Raw genomic sequence first — 16,365 nt, 5'->3', positions numbered from 1 at the left:
GCACTTCATGCCCCATCACAATTAATAAAACTACTATGAAAAAAAGAGTTATAGTTATCATGGCAATACTGCTTCAGATTGGAGCAATAAGTCAATTAAAGGCGCAGATCGATCCGCATTTTTCGCAGTATTACGCCTATCCCCTGTACCTGAACCCAGCCTTAACCGGTGTGATCAATGGGGATACCCGTATCAATGCGAACTTTAAAAATCAGTACGCAACCATCAACAACGCGTATCAAACGGGTGCCTTATCTGTTGATTTCAGGCCAACTGATAAAGTGGCGGTAGGATTTAATGTGATCAATCAGGCTGCGGGTGATGTAGGATATAACTATTTTGCTGCTTATGGATCTTTTGGTTATGCCATAGCGGTATCAAATGATGGCTATAAAAAAGTAAGCTTTGGTGTGCAGGCGGGTATAATTAACCGTAGCTTCGATCCTACAAAAGCCCAGTTCGGCAGCCAGTTTAACCCAAGCAGCGGTTTTGATCCATCGTTGCCAAGTAACGAAAACTTTTTAAATACAAATGCTACCATCTTTGATGCGGGCGCGGGTGTTTTTTATTATGATGGTGATCCCCTGCATAACGCCAACCTTTTTGGTGGTGTAAGTGTATCCCACCTTGCCAGGTCAAAAGACCCGTTTGCGGTTGATGGTAGTAGTCTTAAGTTACCCATACGCTATACTGTACACGCTGGTATACGTATAAAAGCTTCTGATTATTTTGATATTATCCCGCATGCCATTTATATGAGGCAACAAAAAGCCGAAGAAAAAGCCGTAGGTGCTTATTCAGAATTAAAACTACAGGATGATAAAGGTTTAATATTGGGCGGTATGTATCGTTTTAAGGATGCGGCTATTGCTAACATTGGATACCATGTTAACAGCTTGATCATAGGCGCCAGTTATGATTTCAATACATCATCGCTTACCCGGGCCACATCTGGCAACGGAGGTATTGAATTATCAGTAAGTTATGTATTTCGTAAACGCATCCAGGAACCGGAAGCAGTTTGCCCAAGGCTTTAAACTTTATCAACATGAAGAAAATAATTTTTACATTACTTATACTGCTTGTGTTTAAGGGGGTTAACGCCCAGTATAGTAAGGACAATCCGAAGGTTTATGGCGACAAAGCCTTTAACAATAAGGATTACTATGAGGCTGCTTTTTATTATAAAAGAGCTGCCGAAGGTTTAAGTCTTACCCTGCTACAGGCTATACCTTATCATGCCGGCGAAAAAACCAGCAAGAAACCTACAAAGCAAAGTGATCAGGCTTATATATCTTACCAGTTAGCCGAGTCATACCGTTTGTATGAAAATTATGTTGAGGCCGAAGGCTGGTATTATAAAGTGATCAGCGCCAATTATGAAAAAGAATATCCTTTAGCCCGGCTTTGGTATGGTGTGTGTTTAAGAGCCACACAACGCTTTGATGACGCTATAAAACAATTGGAGCAGTTTAATGCTAATTACAATGGCGATAGCAAGTACAAGGATATCGCGACCAAAGAGATCAAAAACTGCCATTTTGCAAAAGATCAATATCAATATCCATTACTGGTTGAAGTGACTAAACTAAAAGAGCCTTACGCATCTGATGGTTCTGATTACTCTCTGCTACAACGTGATGGCAATAGCTATTTTACTTCATCAAGGTTTGTTAAAGATGATAAAAAGCACCTGAATCGTGTATATCTGCTGGATAAATCAAAATCTGGCGTACCTACGGTGGTCACTTTCAAAGACCCGGAAAATAAAAAAGAAGTAGAATATGGAACTCCATCGTTCAACGAAAATGGAAAGAGGATGTATTTTACCCGTTGGTATAAAGAAGGAAGCAAAACTATACATGCCATTTATTACTGCGACAAAGTAGATAACGATTGGTCGGCCCCAAAGAAAATGAACAGCAATGTAAACGCAGATGGGTTTAACTCTATTCAGCCATTTGTTACTTCTGATGGTCTGCGTATGTTCTTTTCTTCAAACAAACCGGGTGGACAGGGTGGCGACGATATCTGGGTAGCATACCTGAATTTTAATGGCGATGCTGTAAGTGCAACTAACCTGGGTAGTGTTATCAATACCGCATTTGATGAAGAGGCTCCTTATTACGATCTGCCGAATAAAAAATTGGTATACAGTTCAAAAGGATTTGTAGGTCTTGGTGGTTTTGACTTTTTTGAGAGCCAAAGCACACTTGATAAGTGGAGCGAGCCTAAAAACCTGGGTTATCCAATTAACTCCGCAAAAGACGACTTGTATTATCTGTCTGACCATGATGATGCCAAGAAATTCTATATCAGCTCTGACCGCGAATCAGATTGTTGTTTGGCTATTTTTTCAGCCGAAAATAAAAAATATACGTTATCAGGTATCGTAACTGATTGCGATACTCATCAGCCGTTAGAAGGCGTTAAAGTAAGTTTTATTGACTCGTTAACAAAAGATACCATTCAGCGAATGGTGGTTAATAAAACAGGACGTTATGCATTTGACGTAACCGATAAACGTCCGCATAGCCTCCGGCTTGAAAGAGGCTGTTACTTTGCTAAGAATATCCCTGCACCAGCTTCGGGTACCATGCGTAATGATACTTTATACAGCCCCGATATTTGTTTACAGGCCTTTACTCCTGATAAACCTATCGTGATCAAAAATGTGTTGTACGACTTTAACAAAGCTACATTAAGACCGGCCTCAAAGCTTGTTTTGGACACGCTGGTTATTGTGTTGAAGGATAACCCAACTATAAAGGTTGAATTAGCCGCACACACCGATTCAATAGGCTCAAACCTATATAACGATAAACTATCTCAAGCAAGAGCTCAGGCATGTGTTACTTATATCATATCAAAAGGTATTGAATCGGCACGTATATACGCTAAAGGTTATGGCAAAAGAAAACCCGTAGCACCGAACTCATTGCCTAATGGGAAAGATAATCCTGCTGGCCGCCAGTTAAACAGACGTACCGAGTTCAAAGTATTAAAAGACCTTAAAGCACCTGGAAGTAATCCTTGTAAATAGAGGGTGTTTATGACTATGATTAGCTGCTGATTACATATAATTTGCGGGTAGTTATGCAATGGATAAAATAGTGTAAAGATTTTAACAACAGGGTTTATGATCAAGGAGGATAGATTATCAGTAAGCAGGCCGTTACTCAAAACCAAAGGATTTTCAACCCTGCATTTGCAGATATTTGAATACATACTGATAGGGAAAACCAACCGGGAAATAAACCGCATATTGGGATATACCGAACGATCACACGCGGTTGTTGACCATTCACGTAAAGTGATGTACAAACTATTGGCTATGGAAGATCTTCATAAGGCCGATTTTAAGGACAGGGTGGTATATCCGCGTAAATTTCAGTTCTGGTGGAAAAAACTATTGAATAAACATAAAACGGAGTTGTTATCCATGGCAATAGCACCCAAGTTTTACGAATAAAACTTAACGCCCAGGGCGTCTAACTGATCTGATAAGGAGCAATGAAAACATGATTCATTGCTCCTTTTGTATTAAAAGGCTATTAGTTACCGCGTTATTGATATACTGCTGTAAAGTTGTGTTTCCCTTTAGCACTATGGTACCTTCATTTTCGGCATGGGCCGAACCCGCGATCACCGCATCTGTCATTTCAATAAAGTTTTTGATCGCATCCTCCGAAAACCCTATTTTCTTAAGGGTAGATGGCCATTGGTGGCGGGGGATCTGTTTAGCTTTTACGTCCCGGTGTAAAGCTTTTGAAAAGGCATCCGCAACATCGGCCGAAGTGTGTGATGCCGGACCGTATACTTCGTAAATCTTACCGCCGGAATCATCATTGGAAATAATATCCGATGCGAATTTGGCTACATCCATAGGTGATATCATGGGAATTGACAGATCAACCGGGTAAAATGTTGGTAAAGTGCCGCTTTCTTTTACCACGGGCAGATAAGCCAGCCAATTACTGTAATAATAGGCGGGTCTGATATAAGACTGTTCAATAGCCAAACCGTTAAAGGCATGTTCTAAAAGGTACGACATCAGTAAATTCCCCGTACCCTTATCATATTGTGCCCCCATTGATGAAAGCCCTACCATCTTTTTTACCTTCGACTTTTTTATGGCTTCCCTGATATTGGTAAGACTCTTTTTAGTGTCGCCTATTACGTCCTCACCTTTTCCTGTTTCAGGAGTGATAACAAAGAGTGTCGAGCCGTTTTTAAGAGCCTCTGTTAAGGCCTGCTGATCAAAAACATCAGCTATAGCAGCTTCAGCACCTTGTTTTTTAAGTTGTTCTACTTTTTCTCTATTTCGTACAATCCCTTTTACGGGTTCCCCTTTTTTTACCAGGTTAGCTACAACTGCCGAGCCAACCTGTCCTGATGCTCCTTGAATAATATTCATAGCTTTAAGTATTACATTTAACTTTAATAATTATGAACAAGCAAATACTAATCCAAAAGCCCCTCTTTAATATAAAAATGATTGGTTTCGGTTAATATTATATCAATAAGTGTTAAAGCTACATTAATTATTGCTTTGGTCTTGTTCTTGAATGAGTAAATTATATGGGCTTTATAAGCTGATTTTTACAAATTAATATATGAAAATAAATTAAGGTGCGAATTGACATACGGTAGGTTAATCATGAATCCTCTTGATAACGCGACTTATGGGTAATTCTGGATGGGAATGAAAAATAAAGCAAGACAGTTATTTCATTTCTCCATACTGTAAATTTTTTATTGACAGATAATAATACTCAACAAATTTCAGATTTGTTAATGAGAAACAAATGAAAGAACATAAAACTCTTTGCTAAACCTGGATTACCGTTAAGTAATAATAGGCGATAATATTATTCGTTTAAGCGTGTATTATTTACTAAAATGATAAGTATTAAACACTATTTAAATCGTTTGAATGGGCGACTGGTGAAAACAGCCTGTAATTGATACCTTTAGAAGCTAAATAAGATCAATGAGCAGTTTATTAAAAGATATTTATTCCCCGGCATTTTATAGCCGGTTTGCAGATGTACTTGCCGTTGTGCTTCCTGATTTTGATAAAAAACGTTTCCTGGCGCTTATTTTTATAGATGGGTATGAGAACAAAGCGTTAAAAGAACGGATGCGGCATAACTCCATCGTGCTGCATGAGTTTATGCCGGCTGACTTTCCGGCTGCCGCTGAAGTAATGAAAAAGATCATTATCCGCCTGCGTGCCGAACATTTTGGCGAAGATAGCCTGGCTATGATGTTCCTGCCAGATTATATAGAAGTTTATGGCATCAATCATTATGAAGCTTCTGTAAAGGCCCTGGAATTTATCACCCAGTTTGTAAGCTGTGAATTTGCGGTACGGCCGTTTTTATTAAAGTATACCGAGCAGCTGATGAAGCAGATGCAGCAATGGTCCTTACATGAAAACTACAAAGTACGCCGTTTTGCAAGCGAAGGTAGTCGACCGCGATTACCCTGGGGATTGGCCATACCGACGTTGAAAAAAGATCCGGCACAAGTGATGGCTGTTTTGGAAAGCTTGAAGAACGATCCTTCCGAATGGGTGCGCAAAAGTGTAGCCAATAACCTGAACGATATTTCCAAAGACCATCCGGAGGTAATGATAACCATTGCCCGCCAATGGCATGGGATCAGCAAAGAAACTGACGCTATAATAAAGCACGGCAGTCGCACACTGCTAAAAAAGGGGCATGCAGAAATATTGCAACATTACGGCCTGGAGAGCAAAAGTCTCACCATGACCGGTTTCCAGATCCTGACACCTGAAGTTAAAATAGGGGATAGCCTGGAGTTTATGTTTATCGTGACAAATGATCATTCCGAAAAACAAATCGTAAGGCTTGAGTATGGTATTTATTATCATAAAGCAAACGGGCAGCTTAGTAAAAAAGTGTTCAAGATAAGTGAACGGCCCTACCTGCCCGGCGAAAAAGTTGTAGTTAAAAGAAAGCAGTCGTTTAAGCTCATCACTACCCGTACTTTTTATCCTGGTTTGCACCAGCTTTCCATCATCATTAATGGTGAGGAGAAGGAACTCAAAAGCTTTAATATATTTGTCTGATCATTAGTTCATAAAAACAGATGCCCAACCCGCTTATTAGTTATTTTCAACAGTTTCGGCACATTTCTGATGAAGATGCTCGCCTGATACTGAACGCTTTTGAATTTAAAAGCTTTAAGGAAGGTGAGTATCCGTTTAAAGGGCACCGGATCTGCTCCGAAATGTATTTTGTTTGCAAAGGTGTGGTGCGTATAGCAACCCATAATGAACGGGGCGTTGATATAACCCACTTTTTCTATCGCGAAAATCACCTGTGCACTATTCTGCAAAGTTTTAATGAAGGCATCATCACTCCAGCGGCAATTCAGGTCTGTTGCGATGCCGAAATTATGGTGGTAACCAAAAGTAAGCTGATGGCCCTGTATGCGCAGCTACCTTACCTCCGGGACCTGATAGATAACATTAACCAGCAGCACCTGATACACAAAGTAAATGTTCGTAACCGTTACCTTGGTGAAACCGCCGACGATCAGTACAGACTGTTTGTTGAACAAAATCCTGATATTGCGCTACGTGTATCTTTAAAGGATATTGCCAGTTATTTAGGTATCACCCCACAATCGCTTAGCCGGATCCGAAAAAATATACGCTGAAGCGTTAGTGATCTAACTAATCTCCTGGAACATAATATAGGCATCCACATAACCCAACTGCCTGTGATTAAAGCCTTTTGGAATGGTGCCGATGATGCTGAAACCCAGTTTTTGCCAAAGTTTTACAGCTGTAGTGTTGGTGCTTACTACAAAATTAAACTGCATACCTTTGAATCCGTTTTCTTTAGCTATCAGTAATGAATGCTCACAAAGTTGCTTGCCCAAGCCCCTGCCGCGTGTATCCGGATGTACCATGTAGCCACAATTGGCTACATGAGCGCCCAAACCAACCTGGTTGGGTTTAATAAAATAGGTGCCCAGTATTTTATCATCCTCTTCGGCAACAAAAACTCTCATGGTTGGCGCAAACCAAAGTTTAGGCAGATCTTCTTTAGTGCTGTCCGGATCAAAAGCGTAGGTATCGCCGGTTTTAATAACTTGTTCAAAAATTTCCCAAACGCCCTCGAGGTCATTTAGGGAGGCTTCTCTGATGATCATAGGTATAAAGTGGTCTTTTTCTGAGACCGGAGCAATAATACACAGATAATCCTAATTTATCATTCCAAGAAATGTAGACTTACGAAGTTTTTAAAACTTCGTAAGTCTTTACCTTTCCTTTTGCCAGTAATGGCTTTATTACACCAGCACAGTTCCACCATCGGTGATCAATATCTGACCGCTTGAAAACTGTTGTTTCATGAGGTAAGTAAATGCCTGTGCAATATCTTCGGCTTCACCAACACGTTTTACCAACAGGGAATCGCCAACGGTTTTATAATATGCTTCGCGATCAGCCTCGGGTATGCTGTTCCACAGGTTAGTTTTTACAACGCCTGCCGAAACCGCGTTTACACGTACCGGGGACAGCTCAACAGCCATGGCCCGGGTTAAGCCTTCTATAGCACCGCAAATACTTGCGCCAAGCAACCAGCCAGCTCCCGGACGTGGGTTAGCAATGCCACTCATTAAAGAGATAGAGCCACCCTGGTTAATATGAGGCGCTCCGTATTTTATTGATGCCAGTGCACCCCAGTAGCGTAGGTTAAAATAGTTGTGCGCTTTTTCCAGTTCCAGCTCGTTTACATAAATTAAGCTGATGTTTTCGGCGGCAGTGTATACCAGGTGGTCAAAATTACCTATGCTATCAAAAAACGCCTTGATGTTTTGCTCCTTGCTTAGGTCTACCGCGTAACCCGCGGCACTTTCAGGCAGCTCTGCCAGGGCGCTATCTACGCGTTGTTGGCTGCTGGATACTACAACCACGTTTGCACCTTCGGCGGCTACTGCTTTGGCAGTGGCCAAACCAATACCCGATGTACCACCCATCAATATAATTCGTTTATTCAGTAATTTGCTGTTTTGATTTTGTGTGTTCATGATATAAATTATTTATAGCACAAAGTTCCGCAGGTTATGGGCGTATCCACTTACCATTTGGTAAAAACGTTCAACCCGTCAGCAAAAAATATATTTACATTATGAATATACCATCCGGTATTTTTATAATTACTTTTGCCACATTTTATTTAAAGTTTAAAACCATGTTAAAACGAGTAGTGGTAACCGGCCTGGGGGCGCTAACCCCACTTGGCAACCAGATAAAAGATTTTTGGCAAAATGTTGTGACCGGCAAAAGCGCTGCCGCGCGCATCACCCATTTTGATCCCACTTTATTCCGCACGCAGTTTGCCTGCGAACTGAAAGATTTTAACGCTGCCGATTTCCTGGACAGGGCCGACCTTAAGCGTACCGACCCTTTTACCCAATATGCCCTTGTAGCATCTGATGAGGCCATCAAAGATTCGGGCTTCGACCTCGAAAAGATGGATCCCTTTGATGTGGGCGTGATCTGGGGATCGGGCCAGGGTGGTATGGAAACTTTTGAAGAACAAGTGCGGGACTATACCCTGGGCGATGGGCATCCGCGGTTCAGCCCGTTTTTTGTGCCCAAGCTTATTACCAATATGGCCTCGGGTATGATCTCTATCCGCCATGGCTATATGGGTATCAACTATACCACCGTATCGGCCTGTGCAACTTCAAATACGGCCATTATGGATGCTTTTAATTATATCCGGCTGGGTAAGGCCAAGGTGATCATTACCGGTGGTTCTGAAGCGCCTATTACACCCGCTTCCTTTGGTGGCTTTAGCTCGATGAAGGCCATGTCGACCCGCAATGATGACCCCCAGGGTGCTTCCCGCCCATTTGATACGCACCGTGATGGTTTTATCATGGGCGAAGGGGCCGGGGCCCTGGTGCTGGAAGAATATGAACATGCCGTAAAACGTGGCGCCCATATTTACGGCGAAGTACGTGGCGCCGCCATGACTGCCGATGCCTACCACATGACTGCCACCCATCCCGAAGGCCTGGGCGCTGCCAAAGGTATGCAGTTGGCCCTGGAAGAAGCCGGGGTTTCCATTTTCGATGTAGATTATCTCAATATGCACGCCACATCTACCCCAGTGGGCGACCTATCCGAACTGAAAGCTATACAGGTGCTAACCAAAAATCAAAAGAACAATATACAGATTAGCGCTACCAAATCCATGACAGGGCATTTGCTGGGTGCGGCTGGAGCCATTGAAGCTATTATTTGTTTGCTGGCCATGCGCGACAGCCTGATACCACCCACCATCAATACTACCGAGCTTGACCCCGCAGTACCCGACAGCCTGAACATTGTTTTAAAGGAGGCCATCAGTCACCAGGTGAATTTAACCATGAGCAATACTTTTGGTTTTGGCGGGCACAATGGTATTGTTGTATTCGGTAAAGTGTAAAGGATAAAAACTTTTTAAACCTTTAATTTTAACACTTTTTTAGTCGAAAACGGTATAAAAAAGCTTAGTTATTGCCCATTTTAAAAAAGTTTTAAGCCATTTTAACACTTTTTAACAAATTTATGATGGGTTTTGAAAGGTTTAAAAAGTATTAATATATTGATAGTCAATTAAGTGAAGTAAAATTGATCGATTTTTGACCTTGTTTGGTCTTAACTAAACAGCCCGGTTCTCTGTTGAAAAGAGAACCGGGCTGCTGTTTGTATAAATATACCGAAAATTTGTGGGATAAACAAAAGCTCCGCGAAGAGGACATGATATTAAGAAACAACGTCATTGCGAGGTACGAAGCAATCTCTATGCTATACAGAGTAATTAGCTAAGTGACACCTGCCTATGTAGAGATTGCTTCGTACCTCGCAATGACGCGTGAAGAGAAAGAGCTAAAGCCGATGACCACGTGGGTCGCTCCGCTAATTATTTCCCCACCTGTTTAATCACCGCGATGATATCCTCTTCGCCATGCAGGGCTTCGGCTTCCTGGAAAGTTTGGTAAGCTATTTTGGCCAGGGGCGAATTCAGGCCTTCGGCTTTGGCCAGGCGCAGGTCCTTGGCAATGTGTTTCAGCGCGAAGGCGGCTTTATAATTATCGTTTAAAATGGCATCGCCCTTTATTTTGGCAAAAACATTGCCCAGGGCGCTGTTATTAATAATGGTGAGCATATCTTCAGTCTTGATATCATTTTGCTGCGCGAACAGCACTGTTTCGGCCAAACCCTGGGCATGGAAGCTTAATAAGGTATTGATGGCCAGTTTAGCGCTGTTGCCCGCTCCGGTTTCGCCCACCAGCAAAACCATTTTGCCCAGTTTTTCCAGTACGGGTTTAGCTTTTTCAAATGTGGTCGATGTTCCACCCGCCATGATGACCAGTGTGCCGTCCTGGGCCTGTTTTACACTGCCCGATACGGGGGCATCCAGGTAGTCGCTGCCTTGTTCGCGGCACAAAGCGGCCATTTCTTTACTGATAGCCGGCGATACGGTGCTCATGTTGATGATGATCTTGCCTTTAACTTTGGCGCTTAGTAAGCCATCTTTTCCGTTAAATATATCGCTGATGGCCTCATCGTTGGAAACCATGATGAAAACTACTTCGTTTTGCTGTATCAATTCTTTGGGTGATGGCGCTATTGCGGCGCCGATGGCTTTCAGGGCTGCCTCTTTTGCCTTACTGCGATTGTAAACGGTTACGGGGTAGCCTGCATTGATCAGTTGCTGCGACATCGGGATACCCATGTTGCCCAGACCTATCCATCCTATTTTTGTTGTATTCATGGTATATGTTGATTTAAAATATGCTGCAAAGTTTCGTAAACAAAACTGATAGAATGCTTAACCAAATGGTAAAATCTTCTTTACGTATTGTCATTTTTTGACGATTAAAGTTCCGGATGATTCTAAATTGTCATTTCGACAAACAGCAAAGGGCAAAAAGGAGGGGTGAGGAGAAATGACATTCTGGGCTTATCCGAACTCATGTTAAAAGAACGGGCAATCATTATGCCGGGAATTGGACGCCCGATAAGCGGGCACATTCGGTGATGAATTTTTCCTGCACCGCCAGATCTGCCGCTGCCGGCAGAAAAGGACGGTGCTGCAGATGGTAAAAATATTCGCCCGATACCATGGCCCGCGGTTCGTGGCTGGTGGCCAGCCACACCTGTGTTTTAGGCGCATCGGCCAAACTATCCGGCGCGCCGGGGCCGCCCATTTTGGTAGCCACCCAGCCGGGTTCCAGGGCATTTGAAAATACGTTGGGCCATTTACGGGCCGCTGCAAAGGCCAGTATCACGTTATGCAGTTTGGAGTCGGCATAGGCGCTAAAACCGTTCCAGTGGCGGTCGGTCCAGCTGAGGTCATTCAAAGAGGCGTCCCCACTGCGATGCAGGCCCGAGCTGAGGTATACCAAACGTTTGGGCTGATGGATCAGCGCGGTCAGTATATAAGGCGCCAGGCTGTTCACCGCGAAAACGTGCGACAGGCCATCAATCGTTTCTATGCGCCGCGGTTCGGTATAGCCTACGGCCGCGTTATGGATAACAGCATCAAACAAACCCAGGGTGTTTACCTTTTCGGCCAGGGCGATGGTTTCTTTGATGCTGGACAGATCGCCACTTACTGCGGTTTCGGCACCAGGCACGGCGGCCAAAGCTTCCCGTACCCTTTGTTCGTTACGGGCATGCAGTACAACTGAATGCCCGGCTTTAACCAGCAGTTGGGCGGCCATTTGCCCCAACCCATCTGCCGATCCTGTTATCAATATTCGTGACATGATCTTTTCCTTTCGTTTTTGTGATAACAAAGTTCGGATAGAAAAGGTGAGGGGGGATTACCAAATGGTAAAAAAGAAAAGAGACGCATGTAATTTGTAAAATCGGGTCATGCCGAACTTGTTTCGGCATCCCATAAAAGTGTGCCGTATAGTGGTCAGCTTGCCCTGTGGGATCCTGAAATAAGTTCAAAATGACAGGCTGCTAAACAAAAAAGCGACAGGTAAAACCCATCGCTTTAAAAATTATAAGGAGTGCTCTGGTTTTACAAACCGAAAGCCTGTTTTACTTTATCAACATAATCCAGTTTTTCCCAGGTAAACAGTTCTACTTCACGTTTCAGTTCGCTGCCATCATGGGCAATGAATGTTTTGGTTACTATTTCGCTTGGTTTACCAAAGTGACCGTAAGCAGCGGTTTCGCTATAAATAGGGTTACGCAGTTTAAAGCGGGTTTCAATAGCGTAGGGAGTCATGTTAAACACTTCTTCTACTTTTTTAGCTATCTCTCCGTCGTGCAGGTTTACTTTGGCTGTACCATAGGTGTTTACATAAATACCCATAGGTTGTGCCACGCCAATGGCGTATGATACCTGAACCAGCACTTCGTCGCAAACACCGGCAGCTACCAGGTTTTTGGCAATGTGACGGGTAGCATAAGCCGCAGAACGGTCCACCTTTGAAGGATCTTTACCGGAGAAAGCACCACCACCGTGCGCGCCTTTACCACCATAGGTGTCAACAATAATTTTACGACCGGTTAAGCCGGTATCGCCATGCGGCCCGCCGATAACGAATTTACCGGTTGGGTTGATGTGATACTTGATCTGATCGTTAAAGAAGTGGGCGTATTTTGGATATTTAGCTTCAACACGTGGAATAAGGATGCTGATGATATCCTGTTTGATCTTGGCCAGCATAGCTTTTTCCTCATCAAAATCGTCATGTTGGGTTGATATTACAATGGCGTCTATACGTTGTGGCTTGTTGTCATCGCTATACTCTAAGGTAACCTGCGATTTGGCATCAGGCCGCAGATATTTGATCTCGCTGTTTTCGCGGCGGATGGCTGCCAGCTCAATTAAAAGGGCATGGGCAATATCCAGTGCCAGGGGCATATAGTTATCGGTTTCAACGGTGGCATAACCAAACATCATACCCTGGTCGCCGGCGCCCTGTTCTTCTTTGGCCTGGCGGTCGACACCCTGGTTAATATCCGGCGATTGCTCATGAATGGCCGATAGCACACCGCATGAGCTGCCATCAAACATATACTCGCCTTTGGTGTAACCAATTTTATTGATCACCTCACGGGCAATTTTTTGTACGTCTAAATAAGCTTTTGATTTTACCTCGCCGGCTAAAATTACCTGCCCGGTTGTTACCAGTGTTTCACAGGCAACTTTTGAATTTTCATCAAACGCCAAAAAATGGTCGATCAGGGCGTCTGATATTTGGTCTGCAACTTTATCCGGATGTCCTTCTGATACGGATTCAGAGGTAAATAAGTATGGCATATAAGTCTGATAAAAAATTAATTAATAAAACCGAAAGGAGTAAGTTTTAACGGATCGAGGTAAAAAGAAGCGTTGGTTTTAGCACTTTTTTACGTGGTTGCAATCCAGCCTTGTGTATCAAGGCAATTAAATCAGTCCACTTTCGGGTGGCAAAAATAAAACAAATTTCACAAAGCCGAAAATACATTTACTTTTGGGGGCTGAAATTCTTGATTTTGAATTCATTTTGATTTCGGATTAACTCCGTTGAGGGCGTTGCCGTTTCGGATGTTCGATTTTTCACTATTAATTGTTTTTAATGGTGTTCAAGAAGTCTTCGACATTTCGGATTAGAATTTCGGATTTAGAGTTTAGAGTTTTTGAAGCTGAAATAATACATATAATTGAAACGTAAAGCGTTATTTATAATAAACCCCATATCGGGTGGGAAGAAGAAGGACGGGGTGCCTGAGCTGATAGATCAAAACCTTGATAAAGCGGTGTTTGATGCAACCATTGTATTTAGCGATGGCGTATCACACGCGCGCATCATTGCGTTGGAGGCTGTAGGCAAGTACGATATTATTGTGGCTGTTGGCGGCGATGGTACGGTAAATGAAATAGCATCGGCCATTGTAGGGAGCGATACGGCCCTGGGTATAGTGCCTTACGGATCGGGCAATGGCCTGGCTCGTTTTTTAGGTATTCCCATGAACCCCAACCAGGCTATACAAACCCTTGTAAAAGGCCATGCAGAAAGCATTGATTCGGGTACGGTGAACGGGCAGCCATTTTTTAATATGGCGGGTATGGGTTTTGATGCCCATATCAGTGAGGTGTTTTCGCACGGAAAAAAGCGCGGCTTTATATCCTATGTTAAATCATCTATGCAGGAGATAGCCACCTATAATGAGCAAGAATACCAGTTGGAGATTGACGGCAAGGTTTACGAGCGTAAAGCATTTATGCTCAGCATAGCCAATTCATCGCAATACGGTAACGACGCGCATATATCGCCCAATGCATCGGTTCAGGACGGGTTGCTTGATATTTGCCTGATCAGGAAGTTCCCGCTGTGGCGTTTCCCGGAAATGGGTATCAGGATGCTTACCAAAACATCCGAGAGCACGAGTTATGTGGAAATTATACGCGGTAAGCAAATTAACGTAACCCGCCAAACCGAAGGCCCTATACACCTTGACGGTGAACCGCAGGTAATGGGTACTGCTATACATATTAATATAGTGCCCAATTCGTTAAAAGTTATTGTGGGCCCAACATATAAAAAGAATTAAGTAAAGTGAGCGGGTGTGTGGTGCGGGTGCCTGATTTCGGGTATTCCGTTCCTGGCAACTGGCTCCTCACTCTCGCTTCAAAAAAAAGTTATGGCTAAAAAGAATTTCACCGGGGTAGTATATTCTACCGATCCTGATTTTCAATACCAGGAAAACGGGGGGCAAGCTGCACAAACACTACCCCCGCAGCAGCAAAACCTTAAAATTTATCTCGACCGCAAGGGTGGCAGTAAACTGGTTACCCGTGTTACCGGCTTTGTGGGTACCGATGCCGATCTGGAGCTTATTGGCAAGAAATTAAAAACAAAATGTGGGGTAGGCGGTTCGGTAAAGGATGGTGAAATACTGATACAGGGCGATTTCAGAGATAAAATTTTAACCCTGTTGCAAACCGATGGATACAAGGCAAAAAAGGCGGGTGGGTAATTTATGCTTGTAAGTGCTATTGGGTTAGTATCTAAGCGTATAACATACACATACAACAAAAAGAAATATTTAGCGTTATACTACTCCCGGCCGCTATGAAATGGCTTTAAAACCAATATTGTAACATATTAATAACACAATTTTTATCAGTTAATGCTTGATAATCTAAAAAAAAATGGTTTTCATTGCAAATAATTGTCGTGGCAACACACAATATTTAAGCATTGTTACGTTAATAATGACCAATTAGGCACAAAATGTAATTCGGTATTAAAAAATTGTAAAGAATAACATAAAAGATTTTTTTATTTCATTAAAATTCTATTTTTGTTATTCGCTAATTAAAAGCACATTTAACAAACTTATAATATAAACAAAAACTAAAACTAAAATTTAAAAGTAATGGCAAACGCACCAACAAAACCAACTACTCCTGTTAACAAAGAAAGCTCAAGTGCATCTGGCTTGTTTGCATCCTTAACTATTCCAATCTGCCTGATTGTTACTACTCTTATTTTCATATTCGTTCTGGGCGATCCAAGTCACTTCAAAGGCGGCGACAAAACTGCTTTTCCTGTAGATATTTTCGGAACTGTATATAGCGGTGGTGTAATCGTGCCGGTGATCATGGCGTTTTTGTTAATGGTTATCGTTTTCTCTATCGAGCGTTTCGTAGTAATCGGAAAAGCTTCAGGTACAGGCAGTGTAGATGCTTTTGTTAGAAAGATCCAATCACAACTGAACGCAGGTAACATCTCTGGCGCATCAGCAGAATGCGACAAACAAAAAGGTTCTGTAGCAAACGTTATCAAATCAGCATTGAAAAAATACGCTGAAATGGAAGCTGAACCAAATCTTGACGTTGATCAAAAAACTTTGGCTATCCAAAAAGACATTGAAGAAGCAACTGCATTGGAAATGCCAATGTTAGAGCAAAACTTAACTATCATTGCTACATTGGTATCTATCGGTACATTAACCGGTCTGTTAGGTACGGTTGTGGGTATGATCAAGGCCTTCTCTTCATTAGCGGTATCAGGTGTACCAAACCAGATTGAACTATCTTCACACATTTCTGAAGCTTTGATCAACACTGCGTTCGGTATCAGTACTTCTGCTGTTTCTATCGTAATGTACAACGTATTTACATCAAAAATTGACAAGTTAACTTACGCAATTGACGAAGCCGGATTCAGCATTGTACAAACATTTGCTGCATCACACAAAAATGCCAACAGATAATAAGTATATAGGTTAATTAGCTTTCGTCCCCCCATTTGTGTCCTATATATAACCAGGAATAATGCGTGGATGTTATAATTATTAAATTCTATATATTTTAAAAA

The 16,365-nt window shown here is 42.5% G+C and carries 15 protein-coding genes; 9 read left to right on the top strand and 6 right to left on the bottom strand.

Features of this window, described 5'->3' with window-relative positions; genetic code table 11:
• Positions 1 to 35: 35 nt before the first annotated feature.
• The 3 genes from BLR84_RS28175 to BLR84_RS28165 all read left to right on the top strand — a co-directional run bounded on the left by BLR84_RS28175 (position 36) and on the right by BLR84_RS28165 (position 3,472).
• On the top strand, positions 36 to 1,037 hold the full coding sequence (locus BLR84_RS28175) for a PorP/SprF family type IX secretion system membrane protein (RefSeq protein WP_090473592.1): 1,002 nt from the start codon (positions 36 to 38) through the stop codon (positions 1,035 to 1,037).
• A gap of 11 nt (positions 1,038 to 1,048) precedes the next feature.
• Positions 1,049 to 3,043 carry an OmpA family protein gene (locus BLR84_RS28170; protein WP_090473591.1) on the top strand — a complete coding sequence of 665 codons (1,995 nt, stop codon included), beginning with the start codon at positions 1,049 to 1,051 and terminating at the stop codon, positions 3,041 to 3,043.
• A 96-nt stretch (positions 3,044 to 3,139) separates the two neighbouring features.
• Positions 3,140 to 3,472 (top strand): helix-turn-helix domain-containing protein, encoded by a 333-nt coding sequence (locus BLR84_RS28165; protein ID WP_090473590.1) that lies wholly within the window; start codon positions 3,140 to 3,142, stop codon positions 3,470 to 3,472.
• 54 nt (positions 3,473 to 3,526) lie between these two features.
• On the opposite strand, the gene BLR84_RS28160 is transcribed toward BLR84_RS28165, so the two are convergent.
• On the bottom strand, positions 3,527 to 4,417 hold the full coding sequence (locus BLR84_RS28160; RefSeq protein ID WP_090473589.1) for an NmrA family NAD(P)-binding protein: 891 nt from the start codon (positions 4,415 to 4,417) through the stop codon (positions 3,527 to 3,529).
• Positions 4,418 to 4,993: 576 nt separating this feature from the next.
• Between BLR84_RS28160 and BLR84_RS28155 the strand changes: the two genes are divergently transcribed.
• A complete protein-coding gene (locus BLR84_RS28155; RefSeq protein WP_090473588.1) occupies positions 4,994 to 6,097 on the top strand; it encodes a DNA alkylation repair protein in 1,104 nt (367 codons plus the stop codon).
• Positions 6,098 to 6,117: 20 nt separating this feature from the next.
• Positions 6,118 to 6,690 (top strand): Crp/Fnr family transcriptional regulator, encoded by a 573-nt coding sequence (locus BLR84_RS28150; protein ID WP_090473587.1) that lies wholly within the window; start codon positions 6,118 to 6,120, stop codon positions 6,688 to 6,690.
• A gap of 12 nt (positions 6,691 to 6,702) precedes the next feature.
• On the opposite strand, the gene BLR84_RS28145 is transcribed toward BLR84_RS28150, so the two are convergent.
• Both BLR84_RS28145 and BLR84_RS28140 read right to left on the bottom strand, forming a co-directional pair.
• Positions 6,703 to 7,188: a GNAT family N-acetyltransferase gene (locus tag BLR84_RS28145; RefSeq protein WP_090473586.1), complete on the bottom strand. Its 486-nt coding sequence runs from the start codon at positions 7,186 to 7,188 to the stop codon at positions 6,703 to 6,705.
• A 138-nt stretch (positions 7,189 to 7,326) separates the two neighbouring features.
• The gene (locus BLR84_RS28140; RefSeq protein ID WP_090473585.1) at positions 7,327 to 8,067 is read right to left on the bottom strand and encodes an SDR family oxidoreductase; all 741 of its coding nucleotides are present in this window, start codon (positions 8,065 to 8,067) and stop codon (positions 7,327 to 7,329) included.
• A gap of 164 nt (positions 8,068 to 8,231) precedes the next feature.
• Between BLR84_RS28140 and fabF the strand changes: the two genes are divergently transcribed.
• Positions 8,232 to 9,476 (top strand): beta-ketoacyl-ACP synthase II, encoded by a 1,245-nt coding sequence (fabF, locus tag BLR84_RS28135; RefSeq protein WP_090473623.1) that lies wholly within the window; start codon positions 8,232 to 8,234, stop codon positions 9,474 to 9,476.
• 477 nt (positions 9,477 to 9,953) lie between these two features.
• Here fabF and BLR84_RS28130 read toward each other — a convergent pair whose 3' ends face one another.
• The 3 genes from BLR84_RS28130 to metK all read right to left on the bottom strand — a co-directional run bounded on the left by BLR84_RS28130 (position 9,954) and on the right by metK (position 13,319).
• Positions 9,954 to 10,808 carry an NAD(P)-dependent oxidoreductase gene (locus BLR84_RS28130; RefSeq protein ID WP_090473584.1) on the bottom strand — a complete coding sequence of 285 codons (855 nt, stop codon included), beginning with the start codon at positions 10,806 to 10,808 and terminating at the stop codon, positions 9,954 to 9,956.
• Positions 10,809 to 11,031: 223 nt separating this feature from the next.
• The gene (locus BLR84_RS28125; RefSeq protein ID WP_090473583.1) at positions 11,032 to 11,805 is read right to left on the bottom strand and encodes an SDR family NAD(P)-dependent oxidoreductase; all 774 of its coding nucleotides are present in this window, start codon (positions 11,803 to 11,805) and stop codon (positions 11,032 to 11,034) included.
• 263 nt (positions 11,806 to 12,068) lie between these two features.
• Positions 12,069 to 13,319 carry a methionine adenosyltransferase gene (gene metK / locus BLR84_RS28120; protein WP_090473582.1) on the bottom strand — a complete coding sequence of 417 codons (1,251 nt, stop codon included), beginning with the start codon at positions 13,317 to 13,319 and terminating at the stop codon, positions 12,069 to 12,071.
• Between the two features lie 383 nt (positions 13,320 to 13,702).
• Between metK and BLR84_RS28115 the strand changes: the two genes are divergently transcribed.
• The 3 genes from BLR84_RS28115 to BLR84_RS28105 all read left to right on the top strand — a co-directional run bounded on the left by BLR84_RS28115 (position 13,703) and on the right by BLR84_RS28105 (position 16,261).
• Positions 13,703 to 14,593: a diacylglycerol/lipid kinase family protein gene (locus tag BLR84_RS28115; protein WP_090473581.1), complete on the top strand. Its 891-nt coding sequence runs from the start codon at positions 13,703 to 13,705 to the stop codon at positions 14,591 to 14,593.
• A gap of 90 nt (positions 14,594 to 14,683) precedes the next feature.
• Positions 14,684 to 15,019 carry a translation initiation factor gene (locus BLR84_RS28110; protein WP_090473580.1) on the top strand — a complete coding sequence of 112 codons (336 nt, stop codon included), beginning with the start codon at positions 14,684 to 14,686 and terminating at the stop codon, positions 15,017 to 15,019.
• A 402-nt stretch (positions 15,020 to 15,421) separates the two neighbouring features.
• Complete coding sequence (locus BLR84_RS28105; protein WP_090473579.1) at positions 15,422 to 16,261, top strand: MotA/TolQ/ExbB proton channel family protein; 840 nt, start codon at positions 15,422 to 15,424, stop codon at positions 16,259 to 16,261.
• The last annotated feature ends 104 nt before the right edge of the window (positions 16,262 to 16,365 follow it).

Source organism: Mucilaginibacter sp. OK268, assembly GCF_900103125.1.
In the GTDB taxonomy this organism is placed as follows: Bacteria; Bacteroidota; Bacteroidia; order Sphingobacteriales; family Sphingobacteriaceae; genus Mucilaginibacter.
Note: the sequence above shows the minus strand (reverse complement) of the source record. Positions and strands in the feature narration are given on the sequence as shown.

What these genes read in the sequence shown, in the direction of transcription:
- BLR84_RS28175 (WP_090473592.1), top strand. Translation starts at nt 36, where the DNA reads ATGAAAAAAAGAGTTATAGTTATCATGGCAATACTGCTTCAGATTGGA.
- BLR84_RS28170 (WP_090473591.1), top strand. Translation starts at nt 1,049, where the DNA reads ATGAAGAAAATAATTTTTACATTACTTATACTGCTTGTGTTTAAGGGG.
- BLR84_RS28165 (WP_090473590.1), top strand. Translation starts at nt 3,140, where the DNA reads ATGATCAAGGAGGATAGATTATCAGTAAGCAGGCCGTTACTCAAAACC.
- BLR84_RS28160 (WP_090473589.1), bottom strand. Translation starts at nt 4,417, where the DNA reads ATGAATATTATTCAAGGAGCATCAGGACAGGTTGGCTCGGCAGTTGTA.
- BLR84_RS28155 (WP_090473588.1), top strand. Translation starts at nt 4,994, where the DNA reads ATGAGCAGTTTATTAAAAGATATTTATTCCCCGGCATTTTATAGCCGG.
- BLR84_RS28150 (WP_090473587.1), top strand. Translation starts at nt 6,118, where the DNA reads ATGCCCAACCCGCTTATTAGTTATTTTCAACAGTTTCGGCACATTTCT.
- BLR84_RS28145 (WP_090473586.1), bottom strand. Translation starts at nt 7,188, where the DNA reads ATGATCATCAGAGAAGCCTCCCTAAATGACCTCGAGGGCGTTTGGGAA.
- BLR84_RS28140 (WP_090473585.1), bottom strand. Translation starts at nt 8,067, where the DNA reads ATGAACACACAAAATCAAAACAGCAAATTACTGAATAAACGAATTATA.
- fabF (WP_090473623.1), top strand. Translation starts at nt 8,232, where the DNA reads ATGTTAAAACGAGTAGTGGTAACCGGCCTGGGGGCGCTAACCCCACTT.
- BLR84_RS28130 (WP_090473584.1), bottom strand. Translation starts at nt 10,808, where the DNA reads ATGAATACAACAAAAATAGGATGGATAGGTCTGGGCAACATGGGTATC.
- BLR84_RS28125 (WP_090473583.1), bottom strand. Translation starts at nt 11,805, where the DNA reads ATGTCACGAATATTGATAACAGGATCGGCAGATGGGTTGGGGCAAATG.
- metK (WP_090473582.1), bottom strand. Translation starts at nt 13,319, where the DNA reads ATGCCATACTTATTTACCTCTGAATCCGTATCAGAAGGACATCCGGAT.
- BLR84_RS28110 (WP_090473580.1), top strand. Translation starts at nt 14,684, where the DNA reads ATGGCTAAAAAGAATTTCACCGGGGTAGTATATTCTACCGATCCTGAT.
- BLR84_RS28105 (WP_090473579.1), top strand. Translation starts at nt 15,422, where the DNA reads ATGGCAAACGCACCAACAAAACCAACTACTCCTGTTAACAAAGAAAGC.